Origin of the sequence: Aeromonas sp. FDAARGOS 1409 (genome assembly GCF_019048705.1) — a bacterium.
In the GTDB taxonomy this organism is placed as follows: domain Bacteria; phylum Pseudomonadota; class Gammaproteobacteria; order Enterobacterales; family Aeromonadaceae; genus Aeromonas; species Aeromonas sanarellii.
Genome location: NZ_CP077395.1, coordinates 2,971,727 through 2,991,356, shown reverse-complemented (window position 1 = coordinate 2,991,356; position 19,630 = coordinate 2,971,727). Strand labels below are relative to the sequence as shown.

Here is a 19,630-nt window from a genome sequence, read left to right as displayed (position 1 = left end):
GCGGGCCCTGCTTGTTATGCGACTTGTTTCTTTACTCAGTGAGCAACGATGTACATGTCTTTGCTGTAGATGTTGTCCAGCGGGTTGGCCGGGTAGCCGCCCACGTAGGGCTTGACCATGCGGGAGGTCACGTACTGATAGATGGGGGCGATCGGCATGTCCTTGGCCAGGATCTCTTCGGCCTGGACATAGAGCTTGTTGCGCGCATCGGCATCCACCTGGTTGCGGGACTCGCTCATCAGCTTATCGAAGGCGGGGTTGGAGTACTTGCCGTCGTTGTTGCCGTGGGTGGTCTGCATCAGATCCAGCATGGAGGAGGCTTCGTTGTAGTCCGCAATCCAGCCGGCGCGGCCCACGTCGAAGTTACCCTGCTTCTTGGTCTCCAGGTAGGTCTTCCACTCCTGGTTCACCAGGCTCACCTGCACGCCGAGCTTCTTCCACATGGAGGCGACGGCCACGGCCACCTTCTTGTGGTTGTCGTCGGTGTTGTAGAGCAGCTCGAACTTGAGCGGCTTGCCCGGGCCGTAACCGGCTTCGGTCAGCAGCTCCTTCGCCTTGGCGTCGCGCTCCGCCTGGGTCAGCTTGGACCAGGCCGGCGCCACCGGCTTGAAGCCGTCCACGAAGTCGGGCACCAGGGTGTAGCCCGGGGTTTCGCCCTTGCCCATCACCTTGTCGGCGATCACGTTGCGATCGATGGCGTAGGAGAGCGCGGTACGCACCCGCACGTCGTCAAACGGCTTGTGCTTGAAGTTGTACTGGTAGTAGTAGGTGCCCACATAGCCGCTCACCTTCACCTCGTCCGGCAGATCCTTCTTCATCTGCTTGAAGCGCTCGATGGGCATGTTGTAGGTGAGATCCACTTCGCCGGCCAGATAGCGGTTCAGCTCGGCGTTGGTGGACTGGATCGGCAGATAGGTCACCTTCTCGATGACGGTCTTGCCGTTGTTCCAGTAGCTGGGGTTGCGCACCACGTCGACGCGCTCGTTGACCACCCAGTCCTTCAGCACGTAGGCGCCGTTGGACACCATGTTGCCGGGCTGGGTCCACTTGTCACCAAACTTCTCGATGACCTTCTTCGGGACCGGATAGGTGGTGGTGTGGGAAAGCATGCTGACGAAGTAAGGCACCGCCTTCTCCAGCTGCACCTCGAAGGTGTGATCGTCCACCGCCTTCACACCCAGGGTGTCGGACGGCTTCTTGCCAGCGATGATGTCGGTGGCGTTGACGATGGTCGGGATCTCCATGTACCAGGAGTAGGGAGAGGCCGTCTTGGGATCCACCGCGCGCTTGAAGGCAAATTCGAAATCGTGGGCGGTGACGGGATCGCCGTTGGACCACTTGGCATCCTTGCGCAGGTGGAACACGTAGTGTTTGTTGTCCTTGGTTTCCCAGGACTCGGCGACGCCGGGCAGGGTCTCACCCTTGGGGCCGGAGGTGACGAGACCCTCGAACAGGTCGCGCAGGATATTGGATTCTACCGTTCCCTCGGTCTTGTGCGGATCCAGGGTGGCAGGTTCGGAGCCATTGCCCTTCACCAGGGTTTGCTCGGGAGCCAGCTTGGTACCGGCGGGGACATCGGCGGCCTGGGCCAGGGTGGCGCCACCAAAGAGTGCGGTCAATAAAAGGGTATTAATAATTGTTTTTCTATGAGTCATTTCCATACTCCAACAAGAACATTCCATGCATTTGTTATCCACGAGACAAACACCTCGCTGCCCGCATAATTCCCTGACAATTCTGATAATGCAATAGATATCATCAGTGCGGGACCACTTTAATGGTCAAAAAAACAGCCTTAAACCATTTATTCAGCATTTAAATATCGCGCGGCGGTTATTTTTCATACAGAGCCGCTCGATTCTAGGAAATGACCAACAAAAAAGAAACAATAAAAAGCCGGTCACAGGGACCGGCTCCGACAAAACAGACCTGGCTCACATCAGGCCGGGGAAGACTCCCTTGATGCCGGCTACTATGATCTCGATGCCGAGGGACATCATGATGAGACCCATGATACGGGTGACCACGTTGATGCCGGTGTTGCCCATCAGCTTGAACAGCAGGGGGGCGGCGCGGAAGATGAGCCAGGAGCAGCAGGCGAACGCCACCACCACCAGGAACATGCCGGCCAGCTGGGGCAGGGTCTTCTGGCTGGCATAGACGATGGAGGACGAGATGGCACCTGGCCCGGCCATCAGGGGCAGCGCCAGGGGCACCACGGCGATGGATTCGCGCGCGGCCAGCTCCCCCTTCTCCTGCTTGTTGTGCTTCACCTCGCCGAGCTTGCCCTGCAGCATGGACCAGGCGATCAGGGTGATGAGCGAGCCCCCCGCTATACGAAAGGAGGCCAGCGAGATGCCGAAGCCGTCGAGGATCAACTGCCCCATGCACATGGAGACCATCAGGATGATCATCACGGCGATGTGGGCCGTCGTATTGGTCTTCCTGCGCTCCTCCGGCTGCATGTGACCCGTCAGACTGACAAAGACCGGCAACAGACCCAGCGGGTTGATGATCGCAAAGAGGCCGACGAAGAATTTCAGGTATAAAGAGAAGTCAATTGCTGCCATAGGCGCCATCCAGAACCAAGCCGGGCCACTGAGGGCCATCCCCATCAAACTGCGCGTAAATTTACACCAGGACTTTTCCCTTCTCCAATCAAATAATCTCACCCTTACCGGGGCTTTTTAGTTAGTTCCTCTAATGTATCGACGAAATTCAACATATCGAGTTGTTAAGCAATATGGTCAATATTTAACGGCATGATACAACCCGTCGGCATTTTATTCTGCTCATCTCTCTCATCACGATATTGATACTCCACAAACGGCCATACCGCTGGCCGGATATCGGCATACCCCGGCGCCTCCTGCACAGTGGCTATCCGCCCGCGCCACGGCCAGCGACCGCCCTCTTCTGCCATCATAGGCCCATCATTGCCTGTGCCGTCGCCTCACCTTCAGCATCTTGTGCGCCGGGTGCGGCAACTGGATGAAAGTAACAAGCCGCTTTTTCAACAAACTTGAAACGCATGCCCCACTTCCAGCGTGGCCGTGTCACCATGACACTCCCCCTTGTCTGTTCCCGCGCCACCCGAAAAGGAGGGAGGACAGGGGCAAGGACCCGAACCCGGACGCAAAAATCCTTGCCTCTCTTGCAGTTAGCACTCTAGGCGCACGCAACAGGTTAGCAACATTCGGTCAGTCTGGCGGGTGAAACAAAATTTCTTTTGTTCTTTTGTTACATATGATCCAGATCAATCTTTTCTGACACATCCCGGCCCTATAATCGAGTCAGAAAGCAGTTTACTAAGGCATGTAAATACCCCGTTGTGGTGATTCTCTCCTTGACAGGGCGACTATAATTGCCGGGCATTGCCAAGGTCTTACTAAACAGTTTTCAAATCATCAGGAGATAAACATGGCAGTAACCAATTTGGCTGAACTGGATGCACTGGTTGCCCGCGTCAAGGAAGCCCAGCGTGAATTCGCCAGCTTCTCGCAAGAGCAGGTAGACAAGGTCTTCCGCGCCGCCGCACTGGCCGCCAGCAACGCCCGTATCCCCCTGGCCCAGATGGCCGTTGCCGAATCCGGCATGGGTATCATCGAAGACAAGGTCATCAAGAACCACTTCGCCTCCGAATACATCTACAACGCCTACAAAGATGAGAAGACCTGCGGCATCCTCAGTGAAGATGACGAGATGGGCACCATCACCATCGCCGAGCCGGTAGGCATCATCTGCGGTATAGTACCGACCACCAACCCGACTTCCACCGCGATCTTCAAGGCTCTCATCTCCCTGAAGACCCGCAACGCCATCATCTTCTCCCCGCACCCCCGCGCCAAGAACTCCACCAATACCGCAGCCAAGCTGGTACTGGATGCAGCCGTGGCCGCCGGTGCGCCGAAAGACATCATCGGCTGGATCGACCAACCCTCCGTCGAGCTCTCCAACGCCCTGATGCGCCACAACGACATCAACCTGATCCTGGCCACCGGTGGTCCTGGCATGGTGAAGGCCGCCTACTCCTCCGGCAAGCCCGCCATCGGCGTGGGTGCGGGCAACGTGCCCATCGTCATCGACGAGACCGCCGATATCAAGCGTGCCGTCGCCTCCATCCTGATGTCCAAGACCTTCGACAACGGTGTGGTCTGTGCCTCCGAGCAGGCGGTCATCGTGGTCGACTCCATCTACAACCAGGTCAAGGAGCGCTTCGCGACTCACGCCGGTTACATCCTGTCCAAGGATGAAGCCGACAAGGTGCGTAAAGTACTGCTGATCAACGGCGCGCTGAACGCCGACATCGTGGGCCAGCCTGCCACCAAGATCGCCGCCATGGCCGGCGTGACCGTCCCCCCCACCACCAAGATCCTCATCGGTGAAGGTCTGGAGCTGTGTGCCGAGGACGAGTTCGCTCACGAGAAGCTCTCCCCGACCCTGGGTATGTTCCGCGCCAAGAACTTCGAAGAAGCCGTCGAGATGGCCTGTGACATGGTCAACATCGGTGGTATCGGCCACACCTCCGGTCTGTACACCGACCAGGATCGCAACGCCGACCGCATCAAGTACTTCGGCGACAAGATGAAGACCGCCCGTATCCTCATCAACACCCCCTCCACCCAGGGTGGTATCGGTGACCTGTACAACTTCGCGCTGGCCCCGTCCCTGACCCTGGGTTGCGGCTCCTGGAGTGGTAACTCCATCTCCGAGAACGTCGGTCCCAAGCACCTGATCAACAAGAAGACAGTCGCAAAACGGGCAGAAAATATGCTGTGGCACAAACTTCCGAAATCCATCTACTTCCGTCGTGGCTCCCTGCCGATCGCCCTGGGCGACCTGGAAGGCAAGAAGCGTGCAATGGTGGTGACCGACCGCTTCCTGTTCAACAACGGCTATGCCGATGAAGTGGTCCGCCTGCTCAAGAAAATGAACATGGAAGTGGAGATCTTCTACGAAGTGGAAGCCGACCCCACCCTGTCCGTGGTACGCAAGGGCGCCGAGATGGCGAACTCCTTCAAGCCGGACGTGATCGTCGCCCTGGGTGGTGGTTCCCCCATGGATGCCGCCAAGATCATGTGGGTCATGTACGAGCACCCGGACACCGCGTTCGAAGACCTGGCCATGCGCTTCATGGACATCCGCAAGCGTATCTACAAGTTCCCGAAAATGGGCGTGAAGGCCGAACTGGTCTGCATCACCACCACTTCCGGTACAGGTTCTGAAGTGACCCCGTTTGCGGTCGTGACCGACGACGCCACCGGCATGAAGTACCCGCTGGCCGACTACGAGCTGACCCCGAACATGGCCATCGTGGATGCCAACCTGGTCATGGGCATGCCCAGATCCCTGTGTGCCTTCGGCGGTATCGACGCCGTGACCCACGCCATGGAAGCCTATGTCTCCGTGCTGGCCAACGAGTACTCCGACGGTCAGGCGCTGCAAGCCCTGAAACTGCTGAAGGAATACCTGCCCTCCAGCTACCTGAACGGCGCCAACGACCCGGTTGCCCGCGAGAAAGTGCACAACGCCGCCACCATCGCCGGTATCGCGTTTGCCAACGCCTTCCTGGGCGTGTGTCACTCCATGGCCCACAAGCTGGGTGCAGAGTTCCACATTCCCCACGGTCTGGCCAACGCCCTGCTGATCAGCAACGTCATCCGCTACAACGCGAACGACAACCCGACCAAGCAGACCGCGTTCTCCCAGTACGACCGTCCGCAGGCTCGCCGTCGCTACGCCGAAGTCGCTGACCACCTGGGTCTGACCTCAGCCGGTGACCGCACCGCGGCCAAGATCGAGAAGCTGCTGGCCTGGCTGGACGAGCTGAAAGCCACCCTGGGCATCCCGGCCTCCATCCGTGAAGCCGGTGTGAACGAGGCGGACTTCCTGGCCAAGGTTGACCAGCTGGCCCTGGAAGCCTTCGATGACCAGTGCACCGGCGCCAACCCACGCTACCCGCTGATCACCGAGCTCAAAGCCATCCTGATGGACACCTACTACGGTCGTCCCTTCGTCGAGGAAGCTCAGGTAGCGACCAAGGTTGAAGCCAAGGTCGAGGCCAAGGTAGACAGCAAGAAGAAATCCAAGGCCTGATAATCGGCCAGGATGACAAAGCCCGCGCAGTTGCGCGGGCTTTTTATTTGTCTATCTGCTTAATTTTGCTAGCTTGTTGGTAGGCAAACACGACACAAGAGCTAGCATATGGCGCTGATCCAGGCCTCCATCGAGCAGTTGAGAGTCGGCCACTACATCCATCTTCCCACGGGATGGACCAGTCACCCTTTCCTGTTCAACGCCTTCAAGATCCGCGACCAGCAGCAGCTGGAGATCCTCCGCCACCTCGAACTCACCCTGCTGATGGTGGATCCCGACAAGAGCGATCTGCCCGTCACCCCCCTGCTGAGTGCCGAACCGGCCACCGCACCCGGGCCGGACATGGTGCAACACGCCCCCTTGACCCCCATGACCCCCACCTTCGACGAGAAGGCATTCAGACGCTCCCTGCGCGCCGCCGACAAGGCCTTTGGCCAATCCCTGTCGGATCTGCGCGATGCACTCGGCGCCCTCAACCTCAAGCCCGACGAAGGCCTGGCCAATACCGCCCAGCTAGTGCGCAACACCGCCGCCCGTCTGGCAGAGCATCAGGGGCCGCTCGGTCTGCACCTCATCCGCAGCCAGCACACGGATACCCTGCTGCAGCACAGCCTGAGCGTGGCCTTCATCGCCATGCTGATGGCGCGAGAACTCGGCATGAACCCGGTCGAGATCGAGGAGGCGGGGCTGGCCGGCCTGCTGCACGACATCGGTGAGCTCAGGATCCCGAGCCAGATCACCCAGAAACGGGGCGAGCTCAACAAGGCAGAGCAGAACTTCCTCAACATGCATCCCCAGTACGGGCTGGAGATGCTCAACCAGTTGCAGGCCTTCGAGCCCAGGATCCGCGAGGTGGCCCATCTGCATCACGAGCGCCTCGATGGCAGCGGCTTTCCCCTCTGCCTTCAGGGCGACAGGATCCCTCCCCTCGCCCGCCTCATCGGCCTGGTGGATCACTACGACGAGTCCCTTCACCCCCGCAGCGGCCTACAGCCCGCGGGGCCGAGCCAGGTCATAGGCCAGCTCTTCAAGCTGTCACAGAAGAAGTTCGATCAGGATCTGGTCAGGTTGCTGATAAAGGTGCTCGGGGTCTATCCGCCCGGTTCCCTGGTGCGCCTCGACGACGACTCGGTGGCCCTGGTGCTGTCGACCGAGCCCACTCTGCCCCTCAAACCCAAGGTACAGCCCTACATCAAGGGGCAGCGCCCGGAGGGGGTGGCCATGATCGATCTGCGGGAAGATGCGCGAAGCATTGTGGCCACCCTCAGGCTGGAGGAGCTGGATGAGGGGCAGCGGGCCTTCTTCGGCCTGGGTCGGCGGGTCTGCTACTATTTCGCCTTCTGAGTTATCCCCAGAAGCTGGGGATAACTCATTGGACAAACCTGAATAATTGCTCAAGCCCCCTCGAAATCGTCCGCCATTGGCACCGGATAAAAAACGCCCAGCCGAAGGCCGGGCGGAGCATGCCACCTCCGTGTGGTGTATCCGGCGGATACATTCATGCTCTCTCCAGCAATACCAAGCGCTGGCAGATTACACAAATATCAATTTAACACTCTGATTTTATATGGTTTTATTTTTCCATTCTGGCAAACTGCCTCCGCAACAGGGGCGCGGCATGCACCAGGACGAGATCTGGCTCACAATACGCCAGGGTGACTCACGGGCTCGGCATGATTCTTGAAGAAGGTTTTTTATGCAGTTAGTTCTCTCCCTGCTCCAGCAGATGAGCGTCAGCCTGGTCATCGCCTACCTCTTTTCCAAGAGTCCGCTGCTGCGCCCCCTGGCCAACTACTCGGTCAGACTTCCCCACAAGGTGCTCATCTACCTCATCTTCTCCAGCTTCTGCATCCTGGGTACCTATGTGGGGCTGGACATCGACGACGCCATCGCCAATACCCGCGCCGTCGGCGCCGTGCTGGGCGGGCTGCTGGGGGGCCCGCTGGTGGGCTTCCTGGTGGGGCTGACCGGCGGCCTGCACCGCTATACCCTGGGGGGGTTCACCGATCTCGCCTGCGCCATCTCCACCACCTGCGAGGGGCTGCTGGGCGGGCTGGTGCACTGGCGGCTGATGCGGGCGGGCAAGATGGATGCGCTGTTCGAGCCGCGCATCGCCTTCTTCACCACCCTCTACGCCGAGATCATGCAGATGGTGATCATCCTGCTGGTGGCCACGCCATTCGATAAATCCCTGCTGCTGGTGCGCACCATCGCCACCCCCATGATCCTGGCCAACTCCTGCGGCGCCGCGCTCTTCATCAGCATGATCCGCGATCAGCAGCAGATGTACGAGAAGTTCTCCCGGGTCTTCTCCGCCAAGGCGCTCAATATCGCCAACCGCACCGTCGGCATCATGAGCCAGGGCTTCACCCCCGAGGCCAGCCACAAGATCGCCAGCATCATCCAGGAGGAAACTGGCGTCGGGGCCGTCGCCATCACGGATACCGACAAGATCCTCGCCTTCATCGGCATCGGCGAGGAGCACCACCAGCCTGGTACCCCCATCACCTCGGCCATCACCCTGCAGGCCATCGCCCGCAACAAGGTGCTGTTTGCCGACGGCAACAGCCAGCCTTACCGCTGCAGCATCTCCCCCCAGTGTCAGCTCGGCTCTGTGCTGGTGATCCCGTTGCAGGGGGATCAGGGGGTGATCGGCACCATCAAGCTCTACGAACCCAAGAAGCGGCTGTTTCTCAAGATCAACCACACCCTGGGGGAAGGGATCGCCAACCTGCTCTCCCAGCAGCTGCTGACCGGCCGGTTGGAGCAGCAGCAGCGGCTGCTGGTGCAGTCCGAGCTCAAGCTGGTGCAGGCCCAGATCAATCCCCACTTCCTGTTCAACACCCTCAACACCATCAGCGCCATCACCCGGCGCGAGCCCGAGCGGGCGCGCCAGCTGCTGCTGCACCTCTCCCTGTTCTTTCGCAAGAACCTCAAGCGCCAGAGCGGCCTAGCCACCCTGCAGGAGGAGCAGGAGCACTGCCAGTCCTATCTGGAGATCGAGCTGGCCCGCTTTGGCGACAGGCTGACGGTGCAAAACGAGATCCCGCCCGCCCTCGCCGGCCTCAAGCTGCCGAGCTTCACCCTGCAGCCTCTCATCGAGAATGCCATCAAGCACGGCATCTCCACCCTGCTGGAGCAGGGGCGCATTCGCCTCTACGCCGAGGAAACGGCGGAACAGGTCACCCTCCACGTGGAGGACAACGCTGGCACCTGGCAGGAGAAACCGGTCGGCGACGGCCTCGGCATGACCCTGGTGGACAGGCGCCTCAAGAGCGCCTTCGGCAACCGCTATGGCCTGAGCGTCAGCTGCGTGCCCGACTGCTGGACCCGGGTCTCCGTCACCCTGCCCAGGGAGGCGTCATGACCCGGCCCCCGCAACACACCATCTTTGCCCCCAGTCACCTAGGAGACCCCATGATCCGCACCCTGATCGTCGATGACGAGCTTTATGCCCGCGAGGAGCTGATGCAGCACCTGGCCGCCGAGCCCGATATCGAACTGCTGGGGGCGGCCGCCAACGCCATCGAGGCGCTGCCGCTTATTCAGCGGCTCAAGCCCGACGTGGTATTTCTCGACATCCAGATGCCCAAGCTGAGCGGCATGGAGCTGGTGGCCATGCTGGATCCCCTGCCCCGCATCGTCTTCGTCACCGCCTTCGACGACTACGCCATCCAGGCATTCGAGAAGAACGCCTTCGACTACCTGCTCAAGCCGGTGGAGCCGGCGCGCCTCGCCAAGACGCTTGGGCGACTCAGGCAGGACATCACCCCGCAACCGGTCGGAAACCTGGCCCCGACCATCCGCCATATCCCCGGCTACCTGCACAACCGGGTGCGGCTGCTGCCCATCGAACAGGTGGAGTACGCCTTCTCCGATCTCGGCGGGGTGCACGTCGCCAGCCGGGGCGAGCTGTTTCACACCCAGCTCACCCTCAAGTCCCTGGAGGAGAAGACCCCGCTGCTGCGCTGCCACCGCCAGTATCTCATCGCCCCCGAAGCCATCTTCGAGATCCGGCTGCTGGAGAACCAACTGGCGGAGATAGTGACACCGAGCGGTGCCCGGGTACCGGTCAGCCGCCGCTACCTGAAGGAACTGAAGGACGAACTGGGGCTGGAATAAGCCCCACGATGTGAGCCGGATCACGAGCACCGACCGCTCGGGTCGCCATATGACCGCTCATCTTCTTTACCTGCCGTTAACAGGGGCGCACATCTAGACTGGTCGCGCACACCCAACAATAACAAGGCAGGAGCGTAACAATGATCTGGTTCTTCCTCTGTGTCGGCTTGCTCGTAGCCGGCTACTTCCTCTACGGCAAATTCATCGAACGGATATTCGGCCCCAAACCCGAGCTGAAAACCCCCGCCATCACCATGGCGGACGGGGTGGACTATGTCCCCATGTCGGACAAGAAGGTCTATCTGGTGCAGCTGCTCAACATCGCCGGCGTCGGCCCCATCTTCGGTCCCATACTCGGTGCCCTCTACGGCCCGGTCGCCATGCTCTGGATCGTCTTCGGCTGCATCTTCGCCGGCGCGGTGCACGACTACTTCTCCGGCATGCTGTCGGTGCGCGCCAGGGGCGCCTCGGTGCCGACCGTGGTCGGCGAGCACCTCGGCAACGCCGCCAAGCACTTCATGAACCTGTTCGCCGTGGTGCTGCTGATGCTGGTGGGCGTAGTGTTCGTGCTGAGCCCGGCGGGCCTGCTCGCCAACCTCACCTCCACCGATCTGGTCTACTGGATTGCGGCCATCTTCGCCTACTACATCCTGGCCACCATAGTCCCCATCGACAAGATCATCGGTCGCTTCTACCCCATCTTCGGCGCTCTGCTGGTGTTCATGTCGGTCGGCCTCATCATCGGCCTCATGGTCTCGGGCAAGGGCTTCTACAACACAGGGATGGACTTCTCCAACCTGCACCCGACCGAACTGCCGCTCTGGCCGCTCTTGTTCATCACCATCGCCTGCGGCGCCGTGTCGGGCTTCCACGCCACCCAGTCGCCGCTGATGGCGCGCTGCATGCAGAACGAAAGCTCCGGCCGCTTCATCTTCTACGGCGCTATGATAGGGGAAGGCATCATCGCCCTCATCTGGTGCACCCTGGGTCTCTCCTTCTACGACAGCACCGAGGCGCTCAACGCCACCCTGGCGAGCGGTGGCCCCTCCGCCGTGGTACACGAGGTCTCCACCAGCCTGCTCGGCACCGTCGGCGGCATCCTGGCCATCCTCGGCGTGGTGATCCTGCCCATCACCTCGGGTGACACCGCGTTTCGCAGCGCCCGCCTCATCATCGCGGACTTCCTGAAGCTGACCCAGAAGCCCATGGCCAAGCGACTGCTGATCGCCATACCGATGTTCATCCTTGGTTTCATTATCTCCAAGGCCGAGTTCGGGGTGATCTGGCGCTACTTCGGCTGGGCCAACCAGACCACGGCCGTCATCATGCTGTGGGCCGCCGCCGCCTACCTCATCAAGGAGGGCAAGCTGCACTGGGTCTGCACCATTCCCGCCATCTTCATGACCGCCGTGGTGATCACCTACCTGGCCAACGCCCCCATCGGCTTTGGTCTCGCGATGAACGTCTCCACCCTCATCGGTCTGGTGAGCACCGCCCTCATCACCCTGGCCTTCCTGGTGAAGTTCAGACCCTCCCAGTTGCGGGAAGCCAAGGAGAGCTGAGTCGCGAGACTGACGCTGCCCCATGACAAGAGGCCCGGCATTGCTGCCGGGCCTCCTCTTTTTGGGGTCATGTCTTGGGTGGGGGCTCACTGCCGGCGGGAACCTCTGGAGGCTGCGCGGGCGACTGATACCAGTGATCCCTGGCCACCAGCACCGCCTGCTCCGGCTGGGCGATGAAGTTGGGGGACATGATCTGCACCCCGAACTCGTTGAAGACATCCTGGATATGACCGTGCAGCTCCGTCTTGACCACGGCGGGCAGCAGATCCCCCTTCATCCGCACCTGCAGCTCATATTCCACATACCAGTCCTGCAGGTTCAACTGCCGCACCAGGGGCGGTTCGTCCTGGTTGAGCAGGGTACAACGTCTGGCCGCCAGCTCCAGCATGGCGTGCACCTGACGCCAGGGGGCATCGTAGCCTATGGTCACCCTGGTCAGGAGCGCCACCCCCTTCTCCCCCGCCAGCCGCGTCAGGTTGACCACCTTGCCTCCCACCACCACCGCATTGGGCAGGGTGACCTCGTGATCCTGGCGCGTCACCAGCTTGGTGGAGAGGGCATTGAGCTCGCTCACCATCCCCTCCACCTCGCCAATCTGCACCAGATCCCCGGGCCTCAGCGCGCGGGAATAGATGAGCACCAGGCCGCTCATGGCGTGGTTCATGATGCCGGCCGACCCCAAGGTCACCATCAGACCGAAGAAGACGCTGATCCCCTTGAAGGCGTCGGAGTCGGCACCGGGCAGGTAGGGGTAGGCCACGGTCAGGGCAAACAGCCAGATCACCACGGAGAGCAAGCGCCGGGTCGCCCCTATGGTCTCCGCATGCACCCCCTGCACCCGCAACTGACCGCGCTCGATGCGATCGAAGAGGATGGCCAGCACCCGGATGAAGAAGCGGGTGATGAACACGATCAGCAGCACGGTCACCAGCCCCGGCATGGCGGCTATCATGCCCTCCAGCATGTCGCCGCACAGGGCGAACAGGGAATCCCCCAGCCGTTCGCTCCAGGCCCGGGTCTGGGGGAAGAGGCCAAGCACATAGGTGAGCCAGCCATAGGTGAGCATGAAGAGCAGCAACAGGGTCACCAGGCCAAGCAGGCGCACCTCCACGTTGCCCGCCACCTGGCGCCACTGGTGCGGGATCAACCCCTTCTGCTGCAGCAGGCGATTGGCGAGCCACCTTCTAATTCGTTTGTGGCCCCGCTGCAGCTGCCAGATGACGGCGAAGAAGAGCAGGCTGGCCGCCACCGCCTTGCCGCCTGCCTTGATCAGATAGGGGCGCGAGTGCAGTTCGAGGTACTTGAGGCGCACCTTGTCGAGCCGCCCCCGCACGCGCTCGCTCGCCTGCTCCAGGCTGAGTTCGTCTAGGGTCTCCAGATCTCCTTCCATCAGCACTAGGATCCGCTTGCCATTGACCAGAAACTCCCGGCTCTCCTGCCCTTGCCGGCGACCCTTGACCACAGTGATGGGATGGTTCAGATCCGCTGGGTCCAGGCGCTGGATCCGCTCATGGGTCAACCTCACCCGGGCCGCCCCGTCCAGGCTGCCGAAGGTCGCCTGCAACATGACGATGGGCTCATGGAGCAGGATCAGGGTCTGGGCCCTCTCCTGCTCGGTCGGTTCCATCCTGGGTTCTGCGGCCCTGGTGCTGCCGCTTTGCACGGCAACGAACAATAACAGTGCCACCCACCGGCGGCCCATCCTGCATCCCCTTTCCATCGCGTCTCCCGTCCTTTAGCCATGAGACAGACGAATCTCGTTCCCGTTTGATTTTACAGAAGGAAATGAAGGATGGGCGATAAATAGCCAACCGGTTAACCGGGCCTGTACCGGAATATCAACTCCCCGGTTGCACTCTTGCACTCAGCTAATATGCTGTCATCATGGCCGGATGCCTTGTCTAGACGAAACAAGGCATTACCTCGCGACTAAGATGGGAGAAATCGATGGTACTTGACTACATTGCCCTGGGAATACTGGTGTTTGTCGTCTTGGTCATGTTCTATGGCGTTATCGTCATTCACGATATTCCGTACGAGATTGCCAAGCATCGTCAGCACCCTCACCAGGACGCCATTCACGTGGCAGGCTGGGTCAGCCTGTTCACCCTGCATGTGCTCTGGCCCTTCCTCTGGATCTGGGCCACGATTTATCGCCCCGATCGCGGTTGGGGTTTCAATCAACGGCTGCAAAAAGACGAAGACGAGATCAGCGCGCTCAAGCAAGAGCTGGCCACACTGCAAGCCCGCATGACCACGCTCGAACAGACAGATAACAGATAAATAGGTGACCCTACATGGACCTGCTACTTATTCTCACCTATACGGCCCTCTGCGTAGGTATTTTCAAGATCTTCAAGATCCCGCTCAACAAGTGGAGTGTGCCCACGGCCGTGCTCGGGGGTGTCTTCATTATCGGGGCGCTCATCACGCTGATGAACTACAACCACCCCTATTCGGAGCTGGCCCGCAATTACTACGTCTCCACCCCCGTCGTTCCCTTGGTCAAGGGGCGGGTCACCGAGGTACCGGTCAAGGCCAACCAGCCGGTCAAGCAGGGTGATGTGCTGTTTCGCCTGGATGCTGTGCCCTTCCAGGAGAAAGTCGCCAGCCTGACGGCGCGGCTCGCCTCCAACAAGGATTTCCTCAAAGCCCTCGATGCCAGACTGCGCTCCGCCAGTCTGGACCGGGATCGCGCCCAGGAGCTGATGCGTCGCGGCATCGGCAAGCAGCGTGATCTCGACGTGACCCAGGCCAACGTGGACGACATCGTCGCCCAGATTGACCAACAGAAGGCGTCGCTGGATGACCTGAGCGCCCAGCTCAACATCGCCAAGTACGAGCTGGATCAGACCGTGGTCTATGCCCCGAGCGACGGCCATGTGGTGCAGCTGGCGCTGCGTCCCGGCATGATCGCCGCCCCCTTCATGTACCGTCCCGTGATGACCTTCATCCATGAAGATGAAAACGCCTACGTCGGCTGGTTCTGGCAAAACAGCATGCAGCGGCTGAAGGATGGCGATGAGGCCGAGGTGGTGCTGGACGGTATCCCCGGCCGGATCTTCAAGGCCAGGGTGCAGTCCGTGATCCCCGCCATGGCGCCGGGCAACATCCAGGCCCAGGCAGGGCTCATCGATCAAACCTCCGCCCAGGTACCGGGCCGCCTGCCCATCATCCTCGAGATCACCGATCCCGAGTGGGCGAAGTACCAGGTGATTGCCGGCTCCAGCGGCCAGGCCGCCATCTACACAGAGCACTTCCACCACGTGGCCATCATGCGCAAGATCCTGATGCGCATGGGCAGCTGGCTCAACTACCTGTTCCCCTTCCACTAAGCACTCGCCAGTGTCTGCGGGCCGGCATCATGCCGGCCCGTTTTCGTCTGGGGCACCGCCCCCTCCCCTCGCTGCATTTTCGCCGCAAGATCCCTATAATGGCGCCACCTTGCGCCACAACCGTTCCCCATGTTCGTTCTCAGACCCTATCAAACCGACGCCGTCAACGCCGTGATCCGCCACTTTCGCAAGCACCCGGATCCCGCCGTGGTGGTGCTGCCCACCGGCGCCGGCAAGAGCCTGGTGATCGCCGAGCTGGCGCGCAAGGCCCGTGGCCGGGTGCTGGTGCTGGCCCACGTCAAGGAGCTGGTGGAGCAGAACCACGCCAAGTACGAGGCCTGGGGGCTCAAGGCCGACATCTTCGCCGCCGGCCTCGCGCGCAAGGAGGCGAGCGCCCAGGTGGTGTTCGGCTCGGTGCAGTCGGTGGCACGCAATCTGGCCGCGTTTGACGGGGCCTTTTCCCTGCTCATCATCGACGAGTGTCATCGGGTTTCGCTCGATGACGACAGCCAGTACCATCAGGTGATCGCCCATCTCAAGACCGCCAATCCGGCCCTCAAGATCCTGGGTCTCACCGCCACCCCCTATCGTCTCGGCCTCGGCTGGATTTATCGGCGCCATTACCACGGCATGGTCAAGAGCCACGGGGAGCGGCTGTTCGGCGACTGCGTGTTCGAGCTGCCCCTGCGCTTCATGGTCAAAAACGGCTACCTGACGCCGCCGCGCCTGGTGGATGCCCCCATAGTCCACTACGACTTCAGCCGGCTGGTGCCGCGCGAGAACGGCCTGTTCAGTGAGTCGGAGCTCAACGGCGAGCTCAAACGCCAGGAGCGGGTCACCCCCCATATCCTGAGCCAGGTGCTGGAGTATGCCCGCGAGCGCCAGGGGGTGATGATCTTCGCCGCCACCGTCGAGCATGCCCGGGAAATCCACGGCCTGCTGGGCGCGCGCGGGGAACAGGCCGCCCTGATCACCGGAGAGACCCCGGGTCCGGAGCGCGATGCCCTGATCCATGCCTTCAAGGTCCGCGAGCTCAAGTTTCTGGTCAACGTGGCGGTGCTGACCACGGGGTTTGACGCCCCCCACGTGGATCTCATCGTGATGCTGAGGCCCACCGAGTCGGTGTCTCTCTATCAGCAGATCGTGGGGCGCGGCCTGCGCCTGTCGCCGGGCAAGATCGACTGTCTGGTGCTCGACTATGCCGGCAACAACTTCAACCTGTTTACCCCCGAGGTGGGGGAGCCCAGGCCCCACGCCGGCACCGAGCCGGTGCTGGTGCCCTGCCCCGCCTGCGGCTTTGCCAACACCTTCTGGGGCAAGACCGACGAGGATGGCAAGGTGATCGAGCACTACGGCCGTCGCTGTCAGGGACTGTTTGAAGATGACGAGGGCCATCGCGAGGAGTGTGACTACCGCTTTCGCGCCAAGATCTGCCCGGCTTGCGGGGCGGAGAACGATATCGCCGCCCGCCGCTGCCAGCACTGCGATCAGCTGCTGGTGGACCCTGACGACAAACTCAAGGAGGCGCTCAATCTCAAGGACTGCATGGTGATCCGCTGCGCCGGCCTGACGCTGAGTGCCGGGCGTGGCAAACAGGGGGAGCGGCTGGAGGTGACCTACCACGACGAGGACGGTCTCACCCTGAGCGAGTACTTCGGTTTTCACTCCGAGGGCGCGCGACGCTTGTTTCAACAGCGCTTTGTGCGTCATCATTGGCCCGCCCCGGGCCTGGAGCCCGAATTTGCCACCCTGGCGAGCGTACTGGCGTTGGAGCGCCAGTTTCGCCACCCCGATTTCGTCATCGCCCGCAAATCGGGCCGCTTCTGGCAGATAAAGGAGAAGATTTTTGATTATGACGGCCGCTACCGCACCGCCAACGCCTCGACGTAGCGGCAAGGGGTGACCGGCATCATGAATGGCTTCGTCACGGCCGAGCCCGCATCGGCTGGTGACACAAGGTTGAATGGTCAGGGCCGGCACCACTGCCGCGCCCCTTCGTCACGTTAGAGGATGTTATGCAGCGGCTGTTGATTGGTTTTTGTGCTCTCTTTTCCCTGGTGGCCCAGGCCACCCCGCTGACCCCGCCCAAGGGGGGCCAGTATGCCGTCATCGTCCAGGGCAACAACGGCATCGAGTTTTCCCGCAACGCGGACGACATGATAGCGCCCGCCTCCACCATGAAGGTGCTGACCGCCCTGGCGGCCCGCCTCGAGCTCGGCGCCGATTTTCGCTTCGCCACCGATATCCAGGCCCAGTCCGGCGCCAAGCAGGGGGATACCATCAACGGCGACATCTGGATCAACTTCGTGGGCGACCCCACCCTGTCGCGCATGGATCTGGTGGCCCTGTTCAAGCAGCTCGGGGTCTCCCGCATCCAGGGCAACGTCTACGTCAACACCGGCGCCTACAACGGCTATGAGCGCGGCAATGGCTGGTCCTGGGGGGATCAGACCCTCTGCTTCGCCGCCCCCGTCTCCTCCGTCATCATCGACAAGAACTGTGCCTATGGCACCGTCACCGCCACCCAGATCGGCAGACCGGCGGTGGGCAACGTGGCCACCGGCGTGCCCATCGGCATCGGCGCCGACAACGTGGAGGTGATGAGCTATGGCGACATGGCGCGCCAGTTCTGCGCCCTGGAAGTGGACATGGCCAAGGGCAACTTCTACGAGCTCAAGGGCTGCATCACCCCGAACAAGGAGCCACAGGGGCTGCGCTTCGCCATTCACGATGTGGAAGCCTGGGGCTGGGACAACATCCGCTGGGCCATGAACCGCGCCGGTATCCGCCACGACGGCCTGCTGCGGGTCACCCACCAGGCGCCGGTGGGCGCCGAAACCCTGGCCACCCACTACTCCGTCTCCCTGCCGGTGATGCTCGCCAAGATGCTGAAGAAGTCGGACAACCTCTACGCCGACACCTTCTTGAAGACGGTGGGCCGCCACTACTACAACAAGCCGGGCAGCTATCGCAGCGGCACCATGGCGGTGCGCGCCATCCTGACCAAGCACGGCATCGATCTGGGCAACGCCACCCTGGCCGACGGCTCCGGCCTCTCCGCCCACAATCTCATCAGCGCGCGCCAGATGCTGTCGGTGCTGAGCTTCATCCAGCAAAACGACGCCGAGCTCGACTTCATCAAGCTGCTGCCGAGCTCCCAGGTAGACGGCACCCTGGCTTGGCGGCGCAGCGTCACCGCCCCCATGATGAAGAACAAGGTGCACGCCAAGACGGGCACCATCACAGGCACGTCGAACCTAGCCGGCTTCATCGACACCGCAAGTGGTCAGCGCAAGGCCTTCGTGATGTTCCAGCGCGGCCTGTCGCAAGACCCCGCCACCCACGAGCGCTATCGCGCCAGCAAGGCCCCCTGGCCCTGGACCGTCTTCGAAAAAGGCGTGCTGGAGAGCATCTACCAGCAGCAGCCCATTCAGATCGCCGAGCAGTGATGAACGATATGGGTGGCCTTGCCAGCAAGGCTGCCCCATTCCCCGACCTTGGCGCGAGACAGGGGCTCTGGAGCCTTCATCAGCAATGGGCGCAATCGGGGTTGGCGAACGGACGCATCGCTATTTTCGGCTTTGACTGGCACGGCGGCGGGGCTATGCTGTGCCCAGCCTCGTCTCAATGGCCTTCTTCAACGGCCTGTTTAATGGAGAGAAAAGATGTTTGTAGAGATTTTTGGTCGTCCCGGTTGCCCCTATTGCGTGCGCGCCAAGCAGATTGCCGAGCAGCTGACCGAGGAGCGCGATGACTTCGAGTTCCGCTACGTGGATATCAACGTGGCCGGGCTGACCAAGGACGATCTCGCCGCCAAGGCGGGCAAGCCGGTCACCACTGTGCCGCAGATCTTCCTGGATGAGCAGCACATCGGCGGCTGCACCGATTTTGAGGCCTATGCCAGAGCCAATCTGGGTCTTTAAGCCCCGACACCATGAAAAAAGGCGCCTCTGGCGCCTTTTTTCATGTCGCCAAGCCTGCCTCAGGCCACCGGCGTGAAGCGGCTCACCACCTGTCCCTGATGTTCAATCCACTCCATGAACATGGCGACGGGACGGGCATAGACCTGACCGTCCTGCTCCGATTGATAGACGACCAGGGATTCCCCGGTCTCGGTATGCAGGGCCAGGGTGAGCACCCGGTAGTGGCCCCCCTTGAAGTGACGATAGCGACCGGGTTGGGGTGCTTGCATGGCAGTGCCTCCATGGGTTGATGAGAGCCAGTCCGACGGGAAACGGGCTTGGCCGAAAGGGTCTGGCGACGTTTTTCGGCCCAGCCAATCGTGCCAGATGGTGTGGAGATTTCAATACACTCCGGTGGCATTATGGGATCACCCCTCATCTTTCACTGGTTTCTCGCGAAACAGGCAAAAGATCCTGCTGAATTTAACACCTCAGCAACCCTGTTTTAGGGGTAAATATCAGGGATTTATTCCATAAATTAGATTGTTCTAGCATTCAATTCTGTGAAGAATAGGGGCAGAGAAATTTGATACTAAAAACCGCTTTTCTGCCA

The 19,630-nt window shown here is 61.2% G+C and carries 15 protein-coding genes; 10 read left to right on the top strand and 5 right to left on the bottom strand.

What is annotated here, in order from left to right; genetic code table 11:
- Nucleotides 1-35 precede the first annotated feature (35 nt).
- From I6L39_RS14225 to I6L39_RS14215, 3 genes are all read right to left on the bottom strand, one after another.
- Entirely contained in the window at nucleotides 36-1,655 is a 1,620-nt protein-coding gene (locus I6L39_RS14225) for an ABC transporter substrate-binding protein (RefSeq protein WP_042075168.1), read from the bottom strand.
- Nucleotides 1,656-1,934: 279 nt separating this feature from the next.
- Nucleotides 1,935-2,570, bottom strand: a complete 636-nt coding sequence (locus tag I6L39_RS14220; protein WP_042075167.1) for a YchE family NAAT transporter — start codon at nucleotides 2,568-2,570, stop codon at nucleotides 1,935-1,937.
- A 164-nt stretch (nucleotides 2,571-2,734) separates the two neighbouring features.
- Nucleotides 2,735-2,926, bottom strand: coding sequence for a hypothetical protein (locus I6L39_RS14215; protein WP_216990006.1), 192 nt, complete (start codon nucleotides 2,924-2,926; stop codon nucleotides 2,735-2,737).
- A gap of 494 nt (nucleotides 2,927-3,420) precedes the next feature.
- Here I6L39_RS14215 and adhE point away from each other — a divergent pair, with 494 nt between their 5' ends.
- The 5 genes from adhE to I6L39_RS14190 all read left to right on the top strand — a co-directional run bounded on the left by adhE (nucleotide 3,421) and on the right by I6L39_RS14190 (nucleotide 11,780).
- Nucleotides 3,421-6,096 (top strand): bifunctional acetaldehyde-CoA/alcohol dehydrogenase, encoded by a 2,676-nt coding sequence (gene adhE / locus I6L39_RS14210; protein WP_216990005.1) that lies wholly within the window; start codon nucleotides 3,421-3,423, stop codon nucleotides 6,094-6,096.
- A 108-nt stretch (nucleotides 6,097-6,204) separates the two neighbouring features.
- Nucleotides 6,205-7,440 carry an HD-GYP domain-containing protein gene (locus I6L39_RS14205; RefSeq protein WP_216990004.1) on the top strand — a complete coding sequence of 412 codons (1,236 nt, stop codon included), beginning with the start codon at nucleotides 6,205-6,207 and terminating at the stop codon, nucleotides 7,438-7,440.
- A 352-nt stretch (nucleotides 7,441-7,792) separates the two neighbouring features.
- Nucleotides 7,793-9,463, top strand: coding sequence for a sensor histidine kinase (locus I6L39_RS14200; protein WP_216990003.1), 1,671 nt, complete (start codon nucleotides 7,793-7,795; stop codon nucleotides 9,461-9,463).
- 50 nt (nucleotides 9,464-9,513) lie between these two features.
- Nucleotides 9,514-10,218: a two-component system response regulator BtsR gene (gene btsR / locus I6L39_RS14195; RefSeq protein WP_216990002.1), complete on the top strand. Its 705-nt coding sequence runs from the start codon at nucleotides 9,514-9,516 to the stop codon at nucleotides 10,216-10,218.
- 140 nt (nucleotides 10,219-10,358) lie between these two features.
- Nucleotides 10,359-11,780 carry a carbon starvation protein A gene (locus I6L39_RS14190; protein ID WP_042075160.1) on the top strand — a complete coding sequence of 474 codons (1,422 nt, stop codon included), beginning with the start codon at nucleotides 10,359-10,361 and terminating at the stop codon, nucleotides 11,778-11,780.
- Between the two features lie 67 nt (nucleotides 11,781-11,847).
- Here I6L39_RS14190 and I6L39_RS14185 read toward each other — a convergent pair whose 3' ends face one another.
- Nucleotides 11,848-13,482: a mechanosensitive ion channel family protein gene (locus I6L39_RS14185; RefSeq protein ID WP_216990001.1), complete on the bottom strand. Its 1,635-nt coding sequence runs from the start codon at nucleotides 13,480-13,482 to the stop codon at nucleotides 11,848-11,850.
- A gap of 245 nt (nucleotides 13,483-13,727) precedes the next feature.
- On the opposite strand from I6L39_RS14185, the gene I6L39_RS14180 reads away from it, so the two are divergent.
- The 5 genes from I6L39_RS14180 (at nucleotide 13,728) to I6L39_RS14160 (ending at nucleotide 19,038) form a co-directional block, all read left to right on the top strand.
- Nucleotides 13,728-14,063 (top strand): DUF3302 domain-containing protein, encoded by a 336-nt coding sequence (locus I6L39_RS14180; protein ID WP_216990000.1) that lies wholly within the window; start codon nucleotides 13,728-13,730, stop codon nucleotides 14,061-14,063.
- 14 nt (nucleotides 14,064-14,077) lie between these two features.
- Nucleotides 14,078-15,115, top strand: a complete 1,038-nt coding sequence (locus tag I6L39_RS14175; protein WP_216989999.1) for an HlyD family secretion protein — start codon at nucleotides 14,078-14,080, stop codon at nucleotides 15,113-15,115.
- A 129-nt stretch (nucleotides 15,116-15,244) separates the two neighbouring features.
- On the top strand, nucleotides 15,245-17,005 hold the full coding sequence (locus I6L39_RS14170; protein ID WP_216989998.1) for a DEAD/DEAH box helicase: 1,761 nt from the start codon (nucleotides 15,245-15,247) through the stop codon (nucleotides 17,003-17,005).
- Between the two features lie 125 nt (nucleotides 17,006-17,130).
- Nucleotides 17,131-18,564, top strand: a complete 1,434-nt coding sequence (dacB, locus tag I6L39_RS14165; RefSeq protein WP_216989997.1) for a D-alanyl-D-alanine carboxypeptidase/D-alanyl-D-alanine-endopeptidase — start codon at nucleotides 17,131-17,133, stop codon at nucleotides 18,562-18,564.
- Between the two features lie 216 nt (nucleotides 18,565-18,780).
- Nucleotides 18,781-19,038 (top strand): GrxA family glutaredoxin, encoded by a 258-nt coding sequence (locus I6L39_RS14160; protein WP_010674029.1) that lies wholly within the window; start codon nucleotides 18,781-18,783, stop codon nucleotides 19,036-19,038.
- 59 nt (nucleotides 19,039-19,097) lie between these two features.
- On the opposite strand, the gene I6L39_RS14155 is transcribed toward I6L39_RS14160, so the two are convergent.
- Complete coding sequence (locus I6L39_RS14155; protein WP_209791671.1) at nucleotides 19,098-19,307, bottom strand: DUF1653 domain-containing protein; 210 nt, start codon at nucleotides 19,305-19,307, stop codon at nucleotides 19,098-19,100.
- Between the last annotated feature and the right edge of the window lie 323 nt (nucleotides 19,308-19,630).